General features: G+C 57.3%; 20 protein-coding genes. 13 read left to right on the plus strand and 7 right to left on the minus strand.

All coding sequences use genetic code 11. The annotated features are described in order from the left end of the window. Nucleotides 1-152: 152 nt before the first annotated feature. Nucleotides 153-1,316: an amidohydrolase family protein gene (locus HZB23_08385; GenBank protein MBI5844670.1), complete on the minus strand. Its 1,164-nt coding sequence runs from the start codon at nt 1,314-1,316 to the stop codon at nt 153-155. Nucleotides 1,317-1,441: 125 nt separating this feature from the next. Between HZB23_08385 and htpX the strand changes: the two genes are divergently transcribed. Then, complete coding sequence (gene htpX, locus HZB23_08390) at nt 1,442-2,374, plus strand: zinc metalloprotease HtpX (GenBank protein MBI5844671.1); 933 nt, start codon at nt 1,442-1,444, stop codon at nt 2,372-2,374. Between the two features lie 174 nt (nt 2,375-2,548). Here the strand turns inward: htpX and HZB23_08395 are convergent, their stop codons facing one another. Next, nucleotides 2,549-2,689 (minus strand): hypothetical protein, encoded by a 141-nt coding sequence (locus tag HZB23_08395; GenBank protein MBI5844672.1) that lies wholly within the window; start codon nt 2,687-2,689, stop codon nt 2,549-2,551. 720 nt (nt 2,690-3,409) lie between these two features. Here HZB23_08395 and HZB23_08400 point away from each other — a divergent pair. The 4 genes from HZB23_08400 to HZB23_08415 all read left to right on the plus strand — a co-directional run bounded on the left by HZB23_08400 (nt 3,410) and on the right by HZB23_08415 (nt 6,510). Further along, nucleotides 3,410-4,675: a sulfite exporter TauE/SafE family protein gene (locus HZB23_08400; GenBank protein MBI5844673.1), complete on the plus strand. Its 1,266-nt coding sequence runs from the start codon at nt 3,410-3,412 to the stop codon at nt 4,673-4,675. A 5-nt stretch (nt 4,676-4,680) separates the two neighbouring features. Continuing rightward, the gene (locus tag HZB23_08405) at nt 4,681-5,448 is read left to right on the plus strand and encodes a hypothetical protein (GenBank protein MBI5844674.1); all 768 of its coding nucleotides are present in this window, start codon (nt 4,681-4,683) and stop codon (nt 5,446-5,448) included. A 141-nt stretch (nt 5,449-5,589) separates the two neighbouring features. Further along, complete coding sequence (locus HZB23_08410) at nt 5,590-6,036, plus strand: universal stress protein (protein MBI5844675.1); 447 nt, start codon at nt 5,590-5,592, stop codon at nt 6,034-6,036. A gap of 75 nt (nt 6,037-6,111) precedes the next feature. Further along, nucleotides 6,112-6,510 (plus strand): hypothetical protein, encoded by a 399-nt coding sequence (locus HZB23_08415; protein ID MBI5844676.1) that lies wholly within the window; start codon nt 6,112-6,114, stop codon nt 6,508-6,510. Nucleotides 6,511-6,677: 167 nt separating this feature from the next. On the opposite strand, the gene HZB23_08420 is transcribed toward HZB23_08415, so the two are convergent. The 4 genes from HZB23_08420 to HZB23_08435 all read right to left on the minus strand — a co-directional run bounded on the left by HZB23_08420 (nt 6,678) and on the right by HZB23_08435 (nt 12,333). Next, entirely contained in the window at nt 6,678-8,228 is a 1,551-nt protein-coding gene (locus tag HZB23_08420) for an FGGY-family carbohydrate kinase (protein MBI5844677.1), read from the minus strand. A gap of 133 nt (nt 8,229-8,361) precedes the next feature. Next, nucleotides 8,362-9,732: a sigma 54-interacting transcriptional regulator gene (locus tag HZB23_08425; protein ID MBI5844678.1), complete on the minus strand. Its 1,371-nt coding sequence runs from the start codon at nt 9,730-9,732 to the stop codon at nt 8,362-8,364. Nucleotides 9,733-10,124: 392 nt separating this feature from the next. Continuing rightward, complete coding sequence (locus tag HZB23_08430) at nt 10,125-11,927, minus strand: PAS domain-containing protein (protein ID MBI5844679.1); 1,803 nt, start codon at nt 11,925-11,927, stop codon at nt 10,125-10,127. A gap of 10 nt (nt 11,928-11,937) precedes the next feature. Further along, the gene (locus HZB23_08435; GenBank protein ID MBI5844680.1) at nt 11,938-12,333 is read right to left on the minus strand and encodes a response regulator; all 396 of its coding nucleotides are present in this window, start codon (nt 12,331-12,333) and stop codon (nt 11,938-11,940) included. A gap of 402 nt (nt 12,334-12,735) precedes the next feature. On the opposite strand from HZB23_08435, the gene HZB23_08440 reads away from it, so the two are divergent. The 8 genes from HZB23_08440 to HZB23_08475 all read left to right on the plus strand — a co-directional run bounded on the left by HZB23_08440 (nt 12,736) and on the right by HZB23_08475 (nt 20,686). Then, nucleotides 12,736-13,002 (plus strand): hypothetical protein, encoded by a 267-nt coding sequence (locus tag HZB23_08440; protein ID MBI5844681.1) that lies wholly within the window; start codon nt 12,736-12,738, stop codon nt 13,000-13,002. Beyond that, nucleotides 12,965-13,348 (plus strand): response regulator, encoded by a 384-nt coding sequence (locus tag HZB23_08445; GenBank protein ID MBI5844682.1) that lies wholly within the window; start codon nt 12,965-12,967, stop codon nt 13,346-13,348. The genes HZB23_08440 and HZB23_08445 overlap by 38 nt, the downstream gene beginning before the upstream one ends. A 29-nt stretch (nt 13,349-13,377) precedes the next feature. Next, entirely contained in the window at nt 13,378-14,301 is a 924-nt protein-coding gene (locus HZB23_08450; GenBank protein MBI5844683.1) for a respiratory nitrate reductase subunit gamma, read from the plus strand. Between the two features lie 70 nt (nt 14,302-14,371). Beyond that, nucleotides 14,372-15,961 (plus strand): (Fe-S)-binding protein, encoded by a 1,590-nt coding sequence (locus HZB23_08455; GenBank protein ID MBI5844684.1) that lies wholly within the window; start codon nt 14,372-14,374, stop codon nt 15,959-15,961. Between the two features lie 61 nt (nt 15,962-16,022). Then, nucleotides 16,023-16,550 (plus strand): response regulator, encoded by a 528-nt coding sequence (locus HZB23_08460; protein ID MBI5844685.1) that lies wholly within the window; start codon nt 16,023-16,025, stop codon nt 16,548-16,550. 170 nt (nt 16,551-16,720) lie between these two features. Next, entirely contained in the window at nt 16,721-17,941 is a 1,221-nt protein-coding gene (locus tag HZB23_08465) for a response regulator (protein ID MBI5844686.1), read from the plus strand. 79 nt (nt 17,942-18,020) lie between these two features. Then, on the plus strand, nt 18,021-18,989 hold the full coding sequence (locus tag HZB23_08470; protein MBI5844687.1) for an SGNH/GDSL hydrolase family protein: 969 nt from the start codon (nt 18,021-18,023) through the stop codon (nt 18,987-18,989). Continuing rightward, complete coding sequence (locus tag HZB23_08475; GenBank protein ID MBI5844688.1) at nt 18,989-20,686, plus strand: SGNH/GDSL hydrolase family protein; 1,698 nt, start codon at nt 18,989-18,991, stop codon at nt 20,684-20,686. The genes HZB23_08470 and HZB23_08475 overlap by 1 nt, the downstream gene beginning before the upstream one ends. A gap of 288 nt (nt 20,687-20,974) precedes the next feature. On the opposite strand, the gene HZB23_08480 is transcribed toward HZB23_08475, so the two are convergent. Beyond that, nucleotides 20,975-21,952, minus strand: coding sequence for a hypothetical protein (locus tag HZB23_08480; GenBank protein ID MBI5844689.1), 978 nt, complete (start codon nt 21,950-21,952; stop codon nt 20,975-20,977). Between the last annotated feature and the right edge of the window lie 21 nt (nt 21,953-21,973).

Below are 21,973 nucleotides of genomic sequence, written 5' to 3' on the forward strand. Positions count from 1 at the left end.
GAAAAACGCGATTTGGCAGTGTTCGCACTTCAAAGCCAATTCCGTCACGGACGAAAAGTACGCTTACTCATTGGCTTGTAGTTTAGCCTTGCAACTCATCATTTTTCGGCAGGCTTTACTTCCAGCCTTTTTTAACATGCTGGTAAGCGACGTTATCCGAAAACCTTGCGGCCCTTTATGTAGAAGGCCGTAGGATTTTTCAGGTTTTCGATAAATTCGCACGGGGGGCCGGGTATGACCAGGAAGGTCGCGTCCCGGCCCCTTGCTATTTCGCCCGTTTCCGAAAACCCCAGAAGTTTGGCCCCCGAGCTCGTTCCTGCCTTGACGGCCTCTTCAATCGTAAAACCGGCCATAACCATGTTTTCCATCTCACACCGCACTGCCAGCCCGTGAAAGACCCCCTGGCAGCCGGAATCGGTGCCCACTGCCATTTTCACCCCAAGGCTCCGGGCCAGGGCCATCTGCTCCAACTGAGAATCGAGCATCCTGCGAGCCACCGCCGCCTCCGGGCTTTCCGGGGCCAGGCTTTCCGAGTAGCCGGTCATGGTGACTGACGTTGGAACCCACACGCAGCCCGAATCCGCCAGAAGCTCCAGGTTTTCCCGCCCCATGAAAAACCCGTGCTCGACAGAGGCGCACCCCGCCCTTACTGCGATTTCAACGGCTTCCGGCCCGTTGGCGTGGGCCATTACGGAAAGCCCGCAGCTTTTTGCGGCCCCCACGGCATCGGTCAGCTCATCCAGGGAAAACTGCGGCTTCGTGGGCTTTCCGAAAACCTTAAGGCTGTTTAAGCCCGACTGCACCACCTTGACGTGGTCGCCAGGGTCCGGGTCCCCGAAAATGGCCCTGCCAAGGCTCAAGCCCTGGGGAACCGGCCTGCCGATGAGGCTTCCGTAGCGGCCCTGCCTGTGCCATGCCCTGCCGGCGGCCCGAATTTCAAGGGGCCCCTTCTGATTCCGCGAAAAGCGCCCCGCGTGGCCAAGCCTGTCGCCGCCGTCCCGCACGGCGAAAACGCCGCAGGCCAGATGATCCCTTATGTGCCCGGAAATGGCGGCATCGGCCCATGCCTCATCCGGCTCGACCTGGTTTTTCCGTATTTCCGGGTCGGAGACGCCTGACCAGCATAAATGGACGTGGGCGTCCACCAGGCCGGGAAGCAGGGTAGCGCCGGAAAAGTCGAGGCATTCGGCTGGCCCGCCGCTGATTTCCGGGGCTCCGGCGGGTTCGCAGCCTGAGGGGCCTGCCTCGGCGAAGCGCCCGTTTTCCACCAGCAAGAGGATATCCGAAACCGGCGGCCTGCCGGTCCCGTCCACCATCCAGCCCGCCTTTATTAAAAATGCGTTTTCCATGCTTGAACTATAATCAAAGTGCATTAATTTTAAAAGCCGTTCCGGGCTGATAACGGTAACTGCGGAAAAATTTTTTCCAAGCGGAGGGTAAAATGGGCAACCAGGTGAAAACGGGGCTTCTTCTTGGCCTTCTTACGATCCTCATAGTGGCCGTTTCGGGCTATTTCGGCGGAAGAAACGGGGCGGTGATCGGGCTTATGCTGGCTTTCGGAATGAACTTTTTCGGATACTGGTTTTCGGACAAACTGGTGCTTAAAATGTACCAGGCCCAGGAGGTCACCCGAAGCGAAGAGCCCCAACTGGTGGGCATAGTGGAGGAACTTGCCGGAAACGCCGGGCTTCCCGTACCGAAGGTTTACGTCATTCCGCGCAACAGCCCCAACGCCTTCGCTACGGGCCGGAACCCGGAACACGCAGCCGTTGCCGTGACTGCGGGGCTCATGCAGCTCATGGACCGGGAGGAGCTTAAAGGGGTCCTGGCCCACGAGCTTGCCCACGTCAAGAACCGCGACATACTTGTGGGCACCATAGCCGCCACCCTTGCGGGCGCTGTCACCTTTGCGGCCCAGATGGCCCGCTGGGGCGCTATCTTCGGTGGAGGCAGGGACGACGAGGACAGGGCGGGCGGATTTTTGGGGGTGATCCTCATGAGCATACTGGCCCCCATCGCCGCAATGCTCATCCAGATGGCGGTTTCAAGAAGCCGTGAATACATGGCGGACGAAACCGGGGCCGGATTCGCGGGCTCGCCTCATGGGCTCGCCTCGGCCCTGGCCAAGCTGGGGGGCTATTCCCAGCGCCTGCCCCTGGACGCCAACCCGGCCACGGCCCACATGTTCATCGTAAACCCCCTCTCAGCGGGCGGCATGGCGAACCTGTTTTCCACGCATCCGCCCCTATCGGAACGCATCTCGCGGCTTTCCGGGCAAAGACCTTCCACGCCAGCACGTCCCGGAGAAGATATCCGGGGGCCGGAAGACATGTCGAAAGCCTCGGCAAAGGATTTTTGGAACCGCTTGTCATGATGATGAAGGCCGGTTTTGGGCTCCGTGTCGGCATACAACCCGCCGGTGCGGAATAAAGAATTTGGGGAACTTGCGGCGCGGCAGGTTGAAGCGGGAAGCTAAAAAAGGGGACGCCGAAGATTCTGTGAACCGGCGTCCCCTTTTTTGACGTTCCGGGTGGAGGAACTCACCCGCCTATTTCCGGATCTTGAATTTTTTCCCGGCAAGGCGGATGAAACCGGAGCGAGAGTAGCTGAAAGCCAGAAGAGGATAGGACAGAGCGAGGTTTTCGTTCTGCCTGGTGTCGTTTTTGATTGCGATTCCGAGCTTACCCATGATGAACCTCCTTTTTTCCACGTTATTGCGCGGCCTTTTATGATCGGGGAGACTTCGTTTTCCCCATGATCTCTTTTTTGGGCGCTCCTTACGGAGACTCCCCGGCAACTGCTGGTTGTGGCCGCTGATACGGGTTGAAGAAGGGGCTTTTCACCTCCCTTATGCCCTTCTGTTTCGACGGCATCAAAATTCCCGCCGCCGGACCGATGTCTCGTTTTTGCCTGTTTACATGGCCGGTTTTACTAAAAAAGCATTCGGACTGTTTTTCCAGAAGCCGCTAATCACGCGCTGTGACACGGCTTCTGCACCGAACTATGTCTAACGATAAGATCAATGACGCACTGTGTCAAGAACTTTTTTTGTCTAGTAAGTGAAAACCGCAAAATCGCCTGCCCCGTCAAACCGCGTATCCATTATTTTTTCATGTCTCAATCGAGTTCTTCACCATATAAATTATAGGGCGGTCTTGACAAAAGAGCCCCAAGCGGCTAATGCAATGCGTCATTATCGGAAGACCCCTGCCATGACCGGCCGGGGTGGGCCGGATGCCATAAGCCATGCAAAAGGCGACCAGTGCGGCGCTGTTTGGCCGCCAGCAGCTTGTGGAGCCCGAAGGCTCTTTTCACGCACCCAAAAGAGATGCCATTCTCTTTTGACATAGCAGGATAGGCAAGAGACCGGGGTCAATAGTTGTGAACCTTATTTAAGGAGACGTATTGCATGGGAGGACCAAGACAGGTTTTCGAGTTTCTGAAGGCCGCATCCATTGCGCACGCGAAATGGGACATTGAAGTGAGCACATCCATAGTGCGCAGCAAAAAGCGCCTCATGGTTCTGTTTCTGCTTCTTTTGCCCATTCTCGCCATCTCCGTGGCGACTGCGGCTGGGAAAATGGACCTGATCGGCGCAAAAACCGCTTACGCGCCGGCCTTTTATTCCACCAACATCTTTCTGGTTTCAATCGCCATCGGCCTGGCCGCCGGCCTCATCACCGGCTGCATCGGCGCGGGCGGCGGATTCATCATCACCCCCGCCCTTATGGCCGCAGGCATCAAGGGCATTTTGGCGGTCGGAACCGACCTGTTCCACATCTTCGCCAAAGCCATCATGGGCACCACCGTTCACAAGAAGCTGGGCAACGTGTCGGTGAAGCTCGCGGTCGCCTTTCTGGTTGGCTCGGTTGGCGGCACCTTTATAGGCGGCGCCATCAACAAGGGCCTTTACGACAAGAACCCCCTTCTTTCAGAGGCCTTCATCAGCCTCATCTACGCGGTTCTTCTCGGATTTCTCGGCACCTACGCCCTCATTGACTTCATCCGCTCCTCAAAAGGCCCCCAGGAAGCAGGCGGCGACGCCCACGGCGGCCCCTCTTCGGGAACCCCGGCCCTGGCACAAAAAATCCAGGCGTGGAAAATTCCGCCCGTCATCAATTTTGACGAGGACTTCGTTCCGGGCGGCAAGAACATAAGCGGCGTGGTGGTTGCGGCGGGCGGCGTGATTGTCGGCATAATGGCGGCCATCATGGGCGTGGGCGGCGGTTTCATCACCTTCCCCATGTTCGTTTACATTTTCGGCGTCAGCTCCATGACCACGGTGGGCACAGACATTCTCCAGATCATCTTCACCGCAGGTTTTGCAGCCATAGGCCAGTACGCCATTTACGGCTACGTGTTCTACACCCTGGCCATGGGCATGCTGGTGGGCTCCCTCATCGGAATTCAGGTCGGGGCGCTCACCACCAAGGTTGTGAAGGGCATCTACATCCGGGGTTTCTACGCGATTTCCATCTTGGCCGGCTTCATCAACCGGGCCGCCACGCTTCCCAAGAAACTCAACGAACTGGAAGTCATAAGCCTTTCAAACGGCGTGGTTCACGGCATAGAGCTCGTGGGCAACGTTGTTTTCTGGGCTGTGGTCGGCGCTTTCGGTATCTGGGTGTTCAGCATGTTTTTCAAAAACCTAGGACAGCTTAGGGCGGAGGAGTGATCACCATGATCAGGGATTCCAAGGCATTCGTAAAGGGAGCCATCCTCGCCGTCACCTTCTGGGGAGTGATGCTCGCCATCTTCTCGCCCATTTTCGGGACCGACGCAAATGGCAAGGGCCTAAACGGCCTGCAGTTTTCCGACAACTTTTTCAACACCCTGGCCAAGGGATCGTCCTACTTCATCCCCGGCCTTAAAGCCGACAAGATTCCTTCGGTTTCCGCCGAACCCGTGAAGCTTTCCTACAAGCTGAAGGACGTCAAGGGCGAAGACCCGGCCAAGGACGCCAAGCTCCTGGCAAACGCCAAGAAGCTGGCCGACATGTCCGGAGGCGCCAGCGCCATGATCATTGGCGACAGGATCGAAATGACCGCAAACGTGAAGGTTCTTCTGGAAAAAGCGGCTGCTGATTCCGAGGACATGTACAACAACGACGGCCTTTCGTTCGCCGGCCGCTATGGCGTTGAGGAAAAGGAAGCCAAGCCCCTTATGAAGGCATGGTGGAACCTGCTTTCCGGCATGGTGAAGGAGCTCCAGAAGCAGGGCAAGAACGCCGACGCGGAATCGGTGAACCAGGTAATCAAGAAGGCCGTTGAACCCGCCTACAATTTTTACGGCATAAAGGGCGAAAAGGTCTCCGAGCGGGCCGTCACCCTTATCGGCCTTCTGGTCTTCTACGTCATCTACACCATGTGGTGGGGTTTCTCCATTTTCTTCATGTTTGAAGGCCTTGGGCTTTCCACCAAAAAGGCCAAAGTGAAGAAGGAAGTTTAACCGGCGTCATTGTGATGCGCGTTTTTCACGATGACGCATTCGTGCAGCGCCTTGCCGCGCCCGGACAAGAAGGTTCCGGGTGCGGCGGGCGCGTGCTTTTGCTGCCGGAAAGCATCATTGCCCGGCGAAAGCGAATGTCTCGTGAAAATATTGTTCGTGGTGGATGCATCGCCCTATACGATGCGCGCCCTCTCCCCGGGGGCGAAGATATGCTTTGAAACAGGGGCCGCCGTGGACGTCGTCGGCGTGGTTCCAGCGCTTTCCGCGTTCATGGAGGATTACGAGATATCCCCAGCCCGCCGGGACAGACACCTTTTGGGCATAGAAAACCTCGCAAAAAAAGCGGTTGAGGCGGCGAAAACCTTTCTTGCGGAAAAGGGCGTCAACATAGCCTCGACCTGCACCATCCAGGCAGGGGGAAGCATCGGGGACGCGGTTGTGGAATACGCCCTGCAGGAAGCCGTGAACCTGATTATTTTAGGAACGGGCACGGACAAGGCGGTCAGGGCCGGCCTGGGCGGCGCGGTTGCACAAATCGCCCGGGAAAGCCCGTGCTCGGTCATGGTAATCAAATCATCCGACCTATGAACCGTTTATAAATCGGCAGTGACTCATTAGGGCGACTCCGCCTGAAACCGACCATACCGCGAGACCTTGAAATCAATGTCCATCACGTTCAACTGCCCGGATTGCCGCTCAAGCATTGCCGCGAACGAAAAATTCGCCGGACGCCAGGGGAAATGCCCCAAATGCGGTTACGCAGTGCGCGTTCCGAAAGCCTTTGCCCAGAAAGACCCGAACATTGAAAGCGGGTTCACCGTAACAGCCCCCAACATCCGCATTTTCGGCGAACCGAATCCCAAGGACCCGGCATTCATAAGGGATTTCACGGCGGCGATAGCCAAGATAGGCGAAAGCGGAGCGGAACTGATGCAGATGGACTTCTCCCAAAGCGCCTACAGGGAGGGAAACCGCCTGCCCTTCGTAAGCCTTGCCAAAAACACCCTGCGTCCATACCAGACCAAGCTGCAGATCAGTCTTACCGGCGTCTTCACTTCTTAGCAGCCCGTCCAAAAACGCGAATCGCTGTGTCACGCATCACGGCGCGGGTCGTCATGTACGAAAAGTACTACTCCTCCCCGCGCCGTTCGCGTTCCTTGCGCTTCATCGTTTTTATCCAGGATTCATATCAAGCCTTTTTCAATGTGCATGTTGCACCCTGTAGTTATTCAACCGTTCAGCCGGTGGAAAAGGCCCCGGTTTTTGCGGTGGAAGGTGAGAAAGGCCGAAAAAAGCCCGTCGTAAAGGCCTCGGTTCATCGGTTGGGGAGAAAATTCCCTGTTTACCGGAACCAGGGCCGGTATATCAGAAAATTTTATCCTGCCAAGGCCCACCGAAGCGATGAGGGCCGCCCCGCGCGCGTTGGCCTGGATGGGCTCCTCCATGCGAAGTATTGTGCGGTCAAGTACATCCGCAATTATCTGGCACCACAGGTCAGACAAGGCCCCTCCCCCCACGAATCGCAAGGGGTCCATTTTCCGCCCTATGAAGCGCTCCACGTATTTGAGGCTCCAGCGAAGGTTCAGGGCCACCCCCTCCATCACCGCGCGGGCCAGGTCGCCGGTTTCCGTGCCGCATGACAGGTTGAAAAAACCCCCGCGAAGGTTTCCGTCGTCAACGGGCGAGCGCTCTCCGTTCAGCCAGGGGAGAAACATCACCCCCCCGCTTCCGGGCGGGGACAAGGCGGCCAGGGCGTTGATCTTCTCGAAGGACGGGATGTCAACGCCTCCGGCGGCCAGTATTTTTTGCAGAAAGACCAGGCAGCCGCCCGCCGTGTCCTGCTCGTTGGCGGCGTAGTATTTGCCCGGAACCGAGGTGGGAAGGGATGCGATGGAGTGAAGAATGTCGGTCTTCTTGAACGGAACCACGCACTGGACCCAGCTTGAGGTTCCTATGTAGATGTGCCCGGAAAAGTCCTCCACGCAGCCCGCACCCACCCCGGCGCACTGGTGGTCGGGGGATGATGCCGCCACCACGGTCTTTTCCGATAGCCCAAGCTCCCGCGCAACTTCCGGGAGAAGCGGCCCCAGGATGTGGGTTGAAGGCACGAGGGGCGGAAGTTTTTCCACGTCGATGCCGAAGACCCGGCAAAGTTTTTCGTCGTAACGAAGGTTATTGATGTCCCGGCTGTCCACCACCCAGAAAAGGGTCATGGAATCGGCGCTGGCCGCGCATTTCCCGGTCAGCCGAAAATTGAGGTAGTCCTTGCTGGAGAGAAACCAGGCGGTTTTTTCATAGATTTCGGGGAGGGCGTGTTTTACGAAAAGAACGTGGCCGATGTCGTCTTTCCCGGTAAGGGTGGGCGCTCCGCCAGTTTTTCGCACGAAGGAAAGGGCTTTATAGACCCCGTAGTCCATGATTTTCGGCCAGCCGTCCATGGCCCGGCGCACGTAAGGCTCGCCGCGCCCGTCCATCCACAAAAGGGCTGGCATCACCGCCTCCCCCTTTTCGTCCACCGCCACCGTTGTGGAAAACATGCTGGAAACGCTTAGGGCCTCTATGTCTTCGGGCGACACCCCTGTGCTGTCGAGGATGGTACGACAGACTTTTTTAAGGGACTCCCACCACTGGGCCGTATCCTGCTCGGCCCCGCCGTTTGCAAGAAGCCGGGTGGCGGATTTTTCCGACGTGAAGCCGACGATTCGTCCGGTCACGGTGACCAGGGCCGCCTTCATGGCCGATGTGCCGTGGTCAAGCGCCAGAATGTAGCGATCCGACATGTCAAAAACCCTGGTCTTGGAGGTTTCCATTTCCTGAGGCCGTTATCCGGCGGCGACCTTATTAAATTAACTTAGTTCAGGTTATGAGCCTTTGTCAATCGCTTTTTCAGGCGGGTGTTTTCGGACACGGGGGCTACTTTATGCCGTAAAGGGCCAGGTAACGATAGAGGGTGGCCCTGCCGACGCCCAGGATTTCTGCGGTTTTCTTGCGGTTTCCGAAGGCCTTGGCCGAGGCCAGAAGGATGTCCTCACGGGAGAGAAGGTGCGACGGGCCTGACCTCGCATCACCCGTCTGCTGGTGGCCGATTATTTCCGGGGGCAGGTGCCGCACCTCCATGACGCCCGCCCGACATTTCACGTAGGCGTACTCCACCGCGTTGGCGAGTTCCCTCACGTTTCCGGGCCAGGGGTAGCGGGTAAGAATGTCCAGGGCCTCGTTGCCGGGGATGAGAGGGGGCCGCCTAAGCTCCATCGCCACCATTTCGAGAAAATGCTCCACCAGAACCGGGATGTCCAGCCTCCGCTCCCTTAAAGGAGGAACGAAAATGGGCACCACGCACAGGCGGTAGTAGAGGTCCCGGCGGAAGAGCCTTTTTTCCATCAGCTTTTTAAGGTCCTGGTTGGTGGCCGAAACCACCCGAACGTCCACCTTTACGGTCTTCTCCCCCCCCACCCTCTCGAAGGTCTGCTCCTGAAGCACCCTTAACAGCTTCACCTGCATGGCTGGCGATATTTCGCCTATTTCGTCCAGAAAGATGGTTCCGCCGTCGGCAAGCTCGAACCTGCCCTTCTTGTTGGAAACCGCCCCGGTGAAGGCCCCGCGCACGTGGCCGAAAAGCTCGCTTTCCAGTATGCCTTCTGGGAGCGCCCCGCAGTTCACGGCCACAAAGGGCTTTTTTCCGCGCCCGGAAAGCTCGTGGACCGCAGCCGCCACCAGTTCCTTTCCGGTCCCGCTTTCACCCTGGATCAGGACCGGCACCGGGGCCTGGGAAACCTCGCGAACCTGGTCGAAAAGGTTCAGGGTCAAGGGGTCTTTTCCCACCATGCCGCAAAGGCTGTGATGATGCCTGACCCTGGTCTTCAGAAGCGAAAGCTCTGTCTCGTCCTTGAAGGAGATGAGCGCCCCCACGTTCCGGCCAGCGTCGCCGGAAAGGGACATTATGGACATGGAAAGGACCCGTTTGGTTCCGTCGGGCCTCGTGAAATCGATTTCCTTCTTTTTCGGCCCGTCGCCCCTTTTGCGGGTGCTGTCGCAGAACTCGCACTCGCCCCCGCAGAAACGACCCGGAAAGACCTCGTGGCAGTCCTGGCCAAGAATGTTTTCCCGGCGATAACCAGTGATCTTTTCGGCGGCCTTGTTGAAAAAGAAGATGCGCCTGTTCTGGGTGTGGGCCAGGACCCCGTCCAGAAGGTTATCCAGGATCAGCTCGAAATTCTTGCGGGTCACGAAAAGGGCGGAGAGGATGTCCGAGGAAAACAGGGTCTCCACCTTCCGGCGCAACATGTCGCGCGCGCCGTAAAGGGCCTTGCGGATGGTTTCCGGCGGATCGTCCGGCTTGGGGTCCGGCAGGTCCCAGTGAAAGTGAGGGGGCATCCCCGGAAGATTTGGGCGGCAGCTCAAGTCAAAATCGCCAAGGGTGATGGTGAGATCGAAGCTGAAGGGTTCCACGTCCAGAAGGGTCAAAAGCGTGCGGTTTCCCACGTCGAGCCCGGCCTCGGCCATTACCTCCACGGTTGCCGGATTTACGGCCGAAGGGGTCATGGAGGCCGCGATCACCCCGATGCCTCCTTTGGGCGCAAGCAAGGCGGCGAATGCTTCGGCCATCAGTTCCAGGTTATTTTTTCCGTAACCCAGAAAAAGAATTAGGGGCTTTCTTTCCAGGGCGGCGTCCTCGTTCACTCTGAAGGTGTTGGGGGTTCGGGAAGCCGTTCGCGCGGAAGAATTATGCGGAAGGTGGTGCCCTGCCCCGGTTCGGATTCCAGATCTATGCGCCCGCCGTGCTCGGTGACGATCTTCTTGGTCATGAGAAGACCAAGCCCCGTGCCGCCCGAACCCTTGGTGGTGAAAAAATTGGTGAAGACCTTTTTCTTCACCTCGTAGTCCATCCCAGTGCCGTCGTCAGTGACCTCGTAGACGATGGCCCCGTCCTGCTCGAAGGTTTTGACGGTCACGCCGCACTGTGGCTTGTCGCTCATGCGGCAGGCGTCTATGGCGTTTCCCACGAGGTTCGTGAGGCACTCGTGCATTCCCTCGTAATCCAGGTTGGCCGGTTTCACCCCTCCGTCGGCCTCGTGGGTGAGGGAAATTCCAAGCTCGCGGGCCCTGGTGGCGTACATTTCCACAACCTCCGAGGCCACCGCCGCCGGGTCCCCCTCTTTCACCCTGATCTGCCTGCCCTTGGAAAAACTCAGGAACTCCTTTACGAAAAGCGCGATCCTCTCCACGTTCCTGGTGAGCATGTCAAGGCCCTGGGCCAGCCGGTCGGCCTTTCCGTTCTTCAGGCCCGAAGTCAGCATGTACATGCCGCCCTCAAGCCCGGTGATGAGGTTCTTCACCCCGTGGGCAAGGCCCGCCACTGTCTGGCCCACGGCTGCAAGGCGCTCTGCGTCCAGTTTCTCCTTTTCCAGCTGCTTTACCTTGCGCAGGTCCTGGACCGAGAAGGCCAGGCCAAGGAGCCTGTCCCCCACCTCCAGGCGCATTCCCACTAGGCGCACTGAAACCTGCTCGCCGTCCAGGGTGGTTACGGTGACGTCCGGGTGGTAGACGTAGGCCGGGGCCTTGGCCACCCAGTCGGGAAAGCCTTCGGGAAACATGGCGTAAAGCTCGGCGCGGGTGACGGTGCGGCCGTCGGGCACGTTGAAAATGCCGCGCGCAGCCGGATTGAATATGGTGACCCTCTCGTGATCCACGGCGATGATTCCGTCGATGGACGTGGCGATCATGGTCTCCATCATGGTGTAGGCTATGGTGAGCTCGTCCTCCAGCCGGAGCGTCTGGGTGATGTCCACGCCCATTTCCATGACGTACTCGAAATTGTCAGTGACCAAACCCAGGGGGACCGTGGTGACCAGAAGGTCCATCTTCTGGCCTGAGATGTTTCGCACCACCGAGTGGGCGGTGTGGAGCTTGCCGTCGGAGAAGGTTCTTCTGGCCGGGCATTCGAAGCATTCCTTGTCAAGGTGCTTGAAAGCCTCGAAACAACGCCTTCCCTCAACCGCCCCGAAGCTTTCCTTGGCCCGCCTGTTGGCTCTCACCACCATGAGGTTCCGGTCCATTATGGTGATGTTGCAAGGCACCTGGTCGAAAAGAAGCTGGTGCTCATGCCTGATTCGCTCGGTCTCCGTGATGTTCGTCGAGATTTCCACCAGAAAGGCCACCTGGCCCGTATCGTCCCTGACAGGCAGCGTGTGCTTTATATATCGGGTGAGCTTTCCAAGCCTGTTGAAGCCCTCCTCCTCGTTGACCCGCGCCCTTCCGTCATCAAAGGCGAAGCTGCCTTTGCACATGGGGCACAGGGTGTCCCTGCCCTTGTAAACGGCGTAGCACTTGCGCGACTCCCAGCGACCGAACATGTCCGAAAAGGCCGTGTTGGCCCTGACCAGGTTGAAATCCCGGTCAATTACGGCAATGGCCATGGGCATATAATCGAACAGACTGTCCCTGAGCCAGTTGTCAAGGCCGGCAAGCGATGTGGGCATGGCGTGCACCTTAGGTTCCGAGAAGTTTTTTGATCAGATTTTTCAGTGCGTCTAGATTGAGGGGCTTTTCCAGAAAACCCTGGGGCGGGGGCAGGGAATCGTCCCCCGAAAGGCTTTCAAAGTCCGCCGAAAGCGCCTCCCTTGAAAGCGGCATCCCCGAAAAAAGCACGACCTTGGTGTCTTTCAGGCGCTCGTCAGCCCGAAGTTCGCGGTAAATAGATATGCCGCTCCGGCCCGGCATCATGATATCGAGAATTATCAGGTCTGGATTTATCGCGGCAATGGCCGAAAGGCCTGGCTCTTCGTTCCCCAAGGCCGCTGTCTCGTAACCCGCGTCTTCCAGGGCCGCCGCAAGATAGATGCGGATGTCCAGCTCATCGTCTATAATCAGAATTTTACTGGGCATTTGGCTTTACTGCGGTCCTTCCTGCGCTGTTTCCAAATGAACAGGGGGTTCCCCGTCAACGTCGTGGCATTTTAGCAGAAGCGGCAAATCTGCGCAACCCGGGTCTGCAAAATAAAAAAGTTGGTGTCTCATGTCTCAGATGTGTCTCACGAAAGATATTTTTCCGCCCTTGTGGCCGATATTCCATATAAATCCGAGTCTGATCCTGGCTTTTCCATCCTCCTTACCCGCCTTTTCCGAAAAGTGTCTTGAGACACATTCAGTTAACCCCGGCCTTCCCGCCGCTTTTGCATAAATTCAACAGACTGATATCATATCTAAAATTGTCGATGATTTACTTTTTTATTTTCTGGCACGGCCCTTGCGTTATAGATTGGAGTCTCATACTTACGGGAGTCTTCCATGCCCGATTCAAACCTCAAAAGAGTCATTGCCATTTGTTACCAGATGCTGGAGCTGGCCGACCACGGCGACCACGAACGCAACGACCCCGGAAGCGGCGTGGTTTACGGAGCGCTCCGTGACGCAGCCTACAAGGTGCGACGGCTTGCCGAAAAGGAACTGGAAGCTTCGCGGACAAAAAGCCGCAAGACGGAAAAGGTTTCAAAAACCCCCAACGAAGGTGAGTCCCATGAGCGAAAAGAAGAAAATCCTGGTGGTGGACGATGAAAAAGACATCCTGGCCTATCTCACGGCCCTGTTTCAGGACAACGGCTATGAGACCATAACCGCCTCAAACGGCGTGGAGGCCCTGGAAAAGGTCAAAAGCGAAATACCGGACCTTGTGACCCTGGACATGGCCATGCCCGAACAAAGCGGCGTGCGCACATACAGGGCCATGAAGGACGACCCGGCCTTGAAGGACATCCCCATAATCGTGGTCACCGGAGTGGGCGAGGAGATGGAGACCTACTTCACCAAGATGAAGTCTTTCGGAAAGCCCGCAGGTTTCATGCCCAAACCGGTGGTGCCCGAAGACCTTCTGAAAATGGCCAAAAACATTCTTGGTGACTGATCCCTCTACATTCCATAGGAGATAATTCAATGTCATTATTCCTGCACATCTTCGCCTATCTGGCCATCGCGGCCTTTGCCGGCGCGGTCGCCTTTCGAGTGAAAAAATACCTGGACCTTCCCCTGCATGTGCGCTGGGAACTCTATCCCGTGGCCCACGAGGGTAAAAAGGCCGAGTACGGCGGAAGCTACATGGAAGAGGTCGACTGGTGGAAAAAGCCCCGCCATAAGAACAAGATCGCCGAACTCACCACAATGGGCGAGGAAATCCTGCTTTTGAAGGGCGTGTGGGAGAAAAACCGGTCCCTCTGGTACGTGTCCTATCCCTTTCATCTTGGGCTCTATCTTGCGGCGGCCTTCGTGGGCCTTCTGGTGGTGGGCGCGATTGCCGGAAAATCCTTTATTGCCGCGCCCGTCCACGCGCTCACATCCTTCATCGGACCGCTTTCCTTCGTCCTCGTGCTTTTCGGCTCGGTGGGCCTTTTCCGCCGCCGCATGACGGACGAGGGCTTAAAGCCCTACAACGCTGCGGGACATTTCGTGAACCTGATCCTTTTCGCCGTCACCATGATAGTGGCCATTCTCACCTGGCTTCTCGTGGACACCGACTTTTCCAAGGCCAGGGCGCTAGTGGCCGATCTCGCCCTCTTCCGTTTCGACACCCTTTCCGGCCTTTTCGCGCTCCAGGTTTTCTGCGGGTTCTTCCTCCTGGCCTACATCCCCATGACCCACATGGCGCATTTTTTCATGAAGTACTTCATGTGGCACGACATCCGCTGGGGAGACGAACCCAACATCGACACTCCCGAAACCGACGCCAAAATCGGCGTAGTGCTCAATTACCCGGTCTCCTGGTCAGCCTCGCACATTGCCGGACACGGCCGCACCACCTGGGCAGAGGTGGCGACGTTCAACCCGGCCCTTGACGCGAAAGACGATCAGCAGCCGAAATAAGAGGCCTGCGCACCGGGCCTCATCAGGCTGCCGGAATCAACCGGAAAAACTTTTCGGAAGGACGATTACAATGAGCACCAAAAGGCAGATAAACATAAACGACATCGGAAAAGCCACGGACCAGTTCCGCCATCTCGATCCTTCGACTCTAATGAAAATCGAGGGATACGACGACAACGTCTGGACCCCCCTGAAGGCCGACGTGAAGGAGCGGTACGCCGCCATCCTGGACGACACCAGTATTCTTCCCATTCCCCGCCCCAAGACCAAGGAGGAGGAGGAGGCGCTTGTAAACAAGTTCATAGACGGCATGAGAAAGAGCTTCACCAAGGAAAACAACTGGACCTTCCTTGCCATGCTGGAAACTTCCATGGAGCACTGCGCCAAGTGCAACACCTGCTCCGAAGCCTGCCATCTCTACGAGGCCTCCGGCGAGGACGCCATGTACAGGCCGAATTTCAGGAGCGAGATATTCAGGCGCATCTACAAGAAGTACGTGAAAAAGGAACCCTTCGCCAAGTGGCGTCATGGCGACATCGATCTCAACTGGCGCACCGTTGCCCGCCTTGGGGAACTCGCCTACCGGTGCAACCTGTGCCGCCGCTGCGCCCAGACCTGCCCCATAGGCGTGGACAACGCCCTTCTGGCGCGTGAAATTAGGAAAATCTTCTCCCAGGAAATGGGCATCCAGTGCCCGGAACTGCACGAGAAAGGCTCCATGCTCCAGCTCAAGACCGGCTCATCCACCCAGATGACCGCCGAGGTGGTGAAGGACAACATGGAGTTCATCGACCAGGACTTCTCCGAGGAGTTCGGCTACGAGTTCCACACCCCCTGGGACGTGGAAGGGGCCGATATCCTTCTCATCCACAACGCGGGCGAAATAATGGCCTGGCCCGAAAACATCGCGGCCTTTCACATGATCTTCAAGGCCGCCGGGCTTTCCTGGACCCTGTCCTCCGACATCACTGCGTATGATTCCATCAACTACGGCACCTTCTACGACGACGTGCAGTTCGCCCGCACCGCCATTCTTCACGCATCCGCCGCCCAGAAGCTGGGAGTCAAGAAGATCATACTGGCCGAGTGCGGCCACGCCCACAAGGCCCTCACCGTGATCGCCGACAGGGTTCTGCCCGTGCCCCTCAAAATCCCGCGCGAGTCGTGCTTCCCGCTTCTTAGGGACATTGTTTTGAGCGGCAAGATCAAGTTCGACCCCACCCGGAACAATTTCCCGGTAACCCTTCACGACCCCTGCAACGTGACACGGCTCATGGGCATAATAAAGCCCCAGAGGGACATCATGAAGGCGCTTTGCCCCCAGTTCCGGGAAATGACCCCCCACGGCGTTCACAACTACTGCTGCGGCGGCGGATCGGGCTACGCCATCATGCACCGGAACAACATCCTCGACTGGCGCATGTTCATTGCCGGAAGAAAAAAGCTCGATCAGATTCTGAACGCCTTTTCCGACTGCCGGGGGCCGGAGCACCAGAAGTACGTGTGCGCTCCCTGCTCCAACTGCAAGGGCCAGATGCGCGACATGATCGGCCATTACGAGCTGATGGAAAAGGAATCCATGGCCTACGGCGGAATAGTGGAGCTCATCGTGAACGCCATGGTGGATGTGAAGCCAGGGTTTATCAAGTGGGAAGAATAGGCTGACACGATTCGACATCAGAAAACATCCCGCGATTTATACGGGAAAAAGGAGGTCTCTCATGGCGCGTGCATCGGAAAAGACCATACTGGTGGTGGACGACGAGCCGGACGTCCGCAACTTCCTGGCCACGTGCCTGGAGGACGCCGGTTTCAACGTGGAAACTGCAAAGGACGGCGTGGACGCCCTGGAAAAGGTGGCGGCTCACGTTCCCGATCTTATAACCCTCGACATGGTGATGCCCCGCCAGAGCGGAACCAGGGTGATGCGGGAGCTTCGGGCCAACGAGAAGACCGCACACGTGCCCGTCATCGTCATCACGGCCCATGCCAAAGACGAGTTCGGCTCGGACGAGATAAAGGAGCTGAACGCGTTCGCGGCAAGGCTTCGGCCCAAGTACATGATGGAAAAACCCATAACGCCCCAGAAGCTCGTGAAGGCCATAGCCGACATCCTGGAAGTGGACCCGGACGAGGCGGACGAGGCCGGGCAGCCTTCAAGCCCCGATTCCGAGCTTCTTTCAAAGCTCATCTCCGGGGCCGACCCGGATACCTTGAACCGAATAAGGGCGCTTCTGGACAAAAAGTAGCCGCGCCAGCCGCTTTTTAAAGGGGCGGCATGGCCTTTTCGGCCTCACGGGGGAACCGGATTTTTTCGGTTCCCCTTTTTTTTCCCGCTCCAAGATGGTATCATTGAGCCAAGTTCGTACTTGATGCGGCCCAGTCCCGTTTTACAGATATTGTAACGCCCAGGTGAAACATGCAAAATGAACGAACCTCCTCCCCCATGACCGATGATGACCTGAGAAAAAGGCTCACGGACCTTGAAGCCCGGCTGGAAAAAGCCCTGGTCCTTGAACCCGAACTGGAAAGGCTCAAGGCAGGGATGGCCGAATCGGCCAGGTACGGGGCCATGGGCAGCTTTGCCCGTGGGATCGTGCACGAGATCAACAACGTCCTGGGCATCATAATGGCCCTGGTGGAGCGCGGGCTTGCGGTCAACCCGCCGGGGACAACGGGACACGCCAATTATTCGAGGCTCATTGAGGCAGTGAAAAGAGCCACCGACCTTGTGAGCCAGATTCCGGCGTCGTACCGGAAATCCGAGGCCAATTCCCCGGTGGAGATCGGCCTCATAGTCAAGGGGGCGTCCAGGTTCCTGGAGGGAAGCCTTCCCATCAACGTCAATCTCAACATGGACGTTTCGGCGGGTACGGGCGCGGTAAAGGCGGACCCCGGCGAAGTGCACAGGATACTGGTATATCTCGCTTCCATAGCGTCCCAGGCCCTGGACCGCACGGGCGGCGAGCTTTCCATAAGCCTTTTACGGATCGGGGCCGAAAACGCCCCTTCCATGCTCCGGCTTTCGGCGGTGTGCAAAAGGGAGAGGCCCTCGCCGGATGCCGTTGACCTTGCCATGTTCGCCGACCCGGACTTCAACCGCTACATAGGCTTCATAAGCGGCATTATGGCCGAGCACCTGGGCAGCAGCTCCGTTTACATGGAAAACGGGGAACTGGTCTTAAACATGGACTTTCCGGGCATGGAGGAGGACCTGCGCAAGGCGGAGCCCGAAGCGCCACGGGACGCGTCCAAAGGAAGCGAACGGCTCCTTTTCGTCGAGGACGAGGTGGTTCTGGCGGAACTATGGCAGGAGGTCCTGAAGGACATGGGCTACGATGTCACCGTCGCCCATTCGGGGCGGGAGGCCCTGGACATCTTCACCGCAGACCCGAACGGATTCGACTGCGTTCTCACCGACCGCACCATGCCAATCATGCCGGGCGAGCGGCTGGCCCGGGCCATTTCCAAGATAAGGCCGGAAATCCCCATAATCATGTGCACCGGCCACAGCGGGCTAATGACCCCGGAAATGCTCGCCCAGAACCATCTGAAAGCCTGCCTTCAAAAGCCCCTGGGCTTCAACGAGGTCGCTGAAACCCTTCGCAGGGTCATAGACGAGTCCAAGCGTGCCTCCTAAATCATCCCAACCGGAAAAACCGATCGGGCCGGAAAAGCGGAAAAGGCGCTTTTTTGCGCTTTTTTGCGTATGCGCCGCCATGGTCGCCGGATTCACGGTTTTCGAGATTGTCCTTCGTTATGGCGGGGTATCCGACTACGACAGGAACCGGCCCTCCTGGAACCCGCCGGAAAGATTCCGCGAGATCGACAGGCGGATAAACGAGAAGAACCGCGAATTTTCGATGTCCAACCAGTTCGGCTTCAACGACCGGGACAGAACCAAAAAAAAGCCCGAAGGAATCCGCTACAGGATAGCTGTTCTGGGCGATTCCTTCATCTGGGGCGACGGGGTTCCTTACGACGTCATCTGGAGCCACAAGCTGGAAAAACTTATAACGGCGAAACGGCCCGATGTGGAGGTGCTGAGCTGGGGCAAGTGCGGCTGGTCCACCAAGGACGAGCTCAATTTTTTAAAAGAGTACGGAATCGCTTTCGCCCCCGACCTTCTTATCGTGGGCTGGGTCAGCAACGACCCGGATGTGGGGGCTTTCCCGCAAAAGGACCTGAACCTCTCCCTTCCCTTCGCCCCCCTGCACCTTCTGTTTCCGGACACGGCCAACGCCCTGCAGGCAAGGACAGAAAGCATCCTTTCAAAGAGCCTGTTCAAGGGCTACGGTTACAGCTCATGGCAGGACAGGCTCTACACCCAGGAAAACCTGGCCCTTTACGACGTGGTTCTTGCTGAGTTCGCTCAGTTTTGCCGGGAAAAAAGCCTTCCGGTCCTTTTCGTTCTTACTCCCAACAATTACGCGGAGTACCACGGCGAACTTTTCGGAAAAGTGAAGCCGTTTTTCGGGAAAAACAAAATCAGGCACCTGGACCTGTTCCCGGCGGTGTGCGAAAAGCTGAAAGGCCGCCCCTTCAAGGAACTTACGGCCAATCCGGCCAACGGGCATCCCGGAGACCCGGTCACCACGGTATATGCTGATGAAGTGTTCAAATTCGTTACCAAAGACCCTAAAATCTCGCGTCTTTTTCAGGCGCACATAAAGCCTTCGGCAAAATGATGAAACACATCCCGCGCAAAAAGCTCGCCATTAAAATCGCCGCAGTTGCCGGCGGGCTCATAATGGGCCTTGTGCTTTTCGAGGCATTTTTTCAACTTGCCGATCTGCTGAAGGGCAGCAAGCCGGACGTGGCAAGCGTTCTGCAGCAGCGGCCTGTGATCCATCCTTATCAGCCCTCGCCCTGGTATCATTCCTTTCCCTCCGCCAACGTGGCCATGCACACTGTTCTGGCCCCCTTCTCCGAGGATTCGGCCCATTACGGACAGCACAATTCACAGGGCTTCAGAAGCAGGGAATACACCACGGCGCATCCGCCTGATACTTTCAGAATAGTTGCAGTGGGCGACTCCTTCACTTACGGATGGGGAGTAAAGGAGAACGAAACCTATACTGCGGCCCTTGAAAAAATCCTTACGGGAAAGTCCGGCAAAGGCATAAAGGCCGAGGTCATAAACCTTGGCATAGCCGGAAGCCGACCTGCCGACAACTTCGTGCGCCTGCTGGCCCACGGTGAGGCGCTTGCCCCGGACCTCTTAATATTCCAACTCCAGTTGAACGATCTGGAATATTCCCTGTTATTACCGTATATTGATTTCTTCGGGGGCTGGTTTTACGAGGCCGGACAGGCAAAGGGCCTCTTTTCCAGGCTGGAATTTGCCGTGAAAACCCTGAAAGTCTTGAAGAAGAGGGATATCAGGGACTTCACCTGCATGCTCCGGGATAGTGAAATGGCCAGGATGACTGAGCCTCATTCCTTCGAGTCCCGGCTTTATGGCGAAGTGCTGAAGTCTCTGGACGAATGGCGAAAAAGGACGGGTGTGCCGGTGCTTGTCGTGGCCTTTCCCATGTTGGACAGCGACAGGAACGGCTTAAATTTCAACAATTACACCAACATGGAAGGCCAGGCCGGGCTTAACCGGAAACTTTACAGAACACTGACCGAAGGGGCCATTGCAGTCGGCTTTCCCCTTTGCGACATGATGGAGATATACCGAAAAACGGCCAGGGGGCGCTATCTGTCGGTTTCGGAAAGCGACAGCCACCCCAACCCCCTTGGCCACGAGCTTGCGGCCAGGGCCATTTATGAAGCCATCACCACCAAAATCTTTCCAGACCGCCTGCCGGTTCCAAGGCCCAAGGGCCAGGGCTGGGAAGAGGAGGCCCCCCTGCGCGGCCTTGCGTCCAAAAGCTGGAAAGATCATAGCGAAAACCTTGAGAAGCAGCTCGATCTATTTTCAGCCCTTGCCAGCATCCATCCCAAAGACCCCTGGACAAGGTTCCACCTGGCCTTTGTTCACGAAAACCTGGGCCACGACGCAGAAAGCCGGAGGCTTTACGAATCCCTCGAAGCCCTGGCTCCGGGGCTCGCCATGCCCTGGTATCACGCGGGCCACCGGCTCTCAGGCTCCGGGCGCGAAATCTACATGAAAAAGGTGCTGAAAACCCTTCCCGACTACAGTTTCGCCTTAAAGGAGCTTGCGGAGATATACAGCCGCACGGGCAGGCAGAAGGATGCATGCGCGGCTTACACGAGGCTGGCCCGGCACCCGCTTTTTCCGGATAATTTCAAAAACGCGGTTTTGCGATTGAAGGGGATGGGCTGTTTCGATGAAAACACGGTGAGGATGGAGCACTTCCAGGGCCTGGGCGATCTTGAGGGACCTGACGGGAAAATGCGGTTCGATACCCTGCCATAACTGATGCGGGCCTGGGAATCAAGGTGGAAAGCTTGAGCGCCTTGGGGAGCCAATCATCGGCCTCTCCGATGTGCATTTCAGAGCTTTCGCGCACTTAAATGCCTGTTGAAAAACTCGAACTGAACAGGCTGATGAAAAACGATGAGCCGCAAGGCGTGCGAAAAGCCAATGAGTCAAGCGTACCCGCCCAAGAAATCGCAGAGTTCTTGGGCTAAATCAGGATGTTCGTACGTGACGGAATTGGCTTTGAAGCGCGAACATTGCCGGATCGCGTTTTTCATCAGCCTGTTAAGGAACGATCATCTCCACCTGTCCGATTATCCTGAAATCCAGAACGTTTTTTATGCTTACCGATTGTCCGGGTTTTTCGCCGTCAAGCTGGTAAAAGGTCTTGCCGTCCAGCACCACCTGGAGGCTGTCGGTCTGAAACTGGATCACGTTGGGGCACAGGACGTCCAGGGGGCAGCGGAAAAACCGCGTAAAATGCATGGACCACCATTCTGCGAGCTTCCTTATGATGGTGACCTCGAAAAAGCCGTCGCTCATGTCGGTTTTTGAGGATATGATGGCCCCGCCCGCGTAGATGCTGGTGTTGGTGATGAGGATTCCGTGGATGTCGGCTGGCACGTTGTAGACTTTGTAATTGCCCCTCTTGTCCGTATATTTCAACTGGAACGAAAAAGGGATGGTGTAAACGAGGTTTCGCACCGCAAGAAGCCCGTACAGGGCGTTATTCACCAGGATGCGCACTCCGGCGGCGGGCTTGAAGGCCCTGGGCCGCAACCTGTTGAAGGTATTGGAGGTGAGTGCGTCGTTTCCCGCCCCGAAATACCCTGCAAAAAGGCTGTCCCCGCTTACTTCCAGAACGTCCACCTTTTTGGTCTTTCCGCGCAGTATGACTCCAAGGGTCTCGTGCACCCCCTTCGTCTTGAGAATGGGAAACATCCCCAGGCTCCTGGCCAGGTCGTTCCCCACCCCGTAGGGGATTATCCCCAGCTTGGGCACGTTTTCCATGCGGGCCGCAGCCTGCATTATGCCGCCGAAGGTGCCGTCCCCGCCCACGCCCACCACGATCTCGTAGCCGGGGGCAAGCTCCTTCACCTGGGAGGAAATTTCCGGGGAGGTGAACACGGTGTCGTACTGGTCGGGGCCCACCCCGGCTGCGCTTAAGGCGTTTCTTATGCGGGCTTCCAGAACCGGGCCGGGGCTCGATCCTGAAACGGGATTGATGAGGAAAAGTATCCGTTTCCTGGCGGTCATCTTCATGCCTTTTTTCGATTTCGCCCA

The organism is Deltaproteobacteria bacterium (assembly GCA_016235345.1).
Classification (GTDB): Bacteria; Desulfobacterota; Desulfobacteria; order Desulfobacterales; family Desulfatibacillaceae; genus JACRLG01.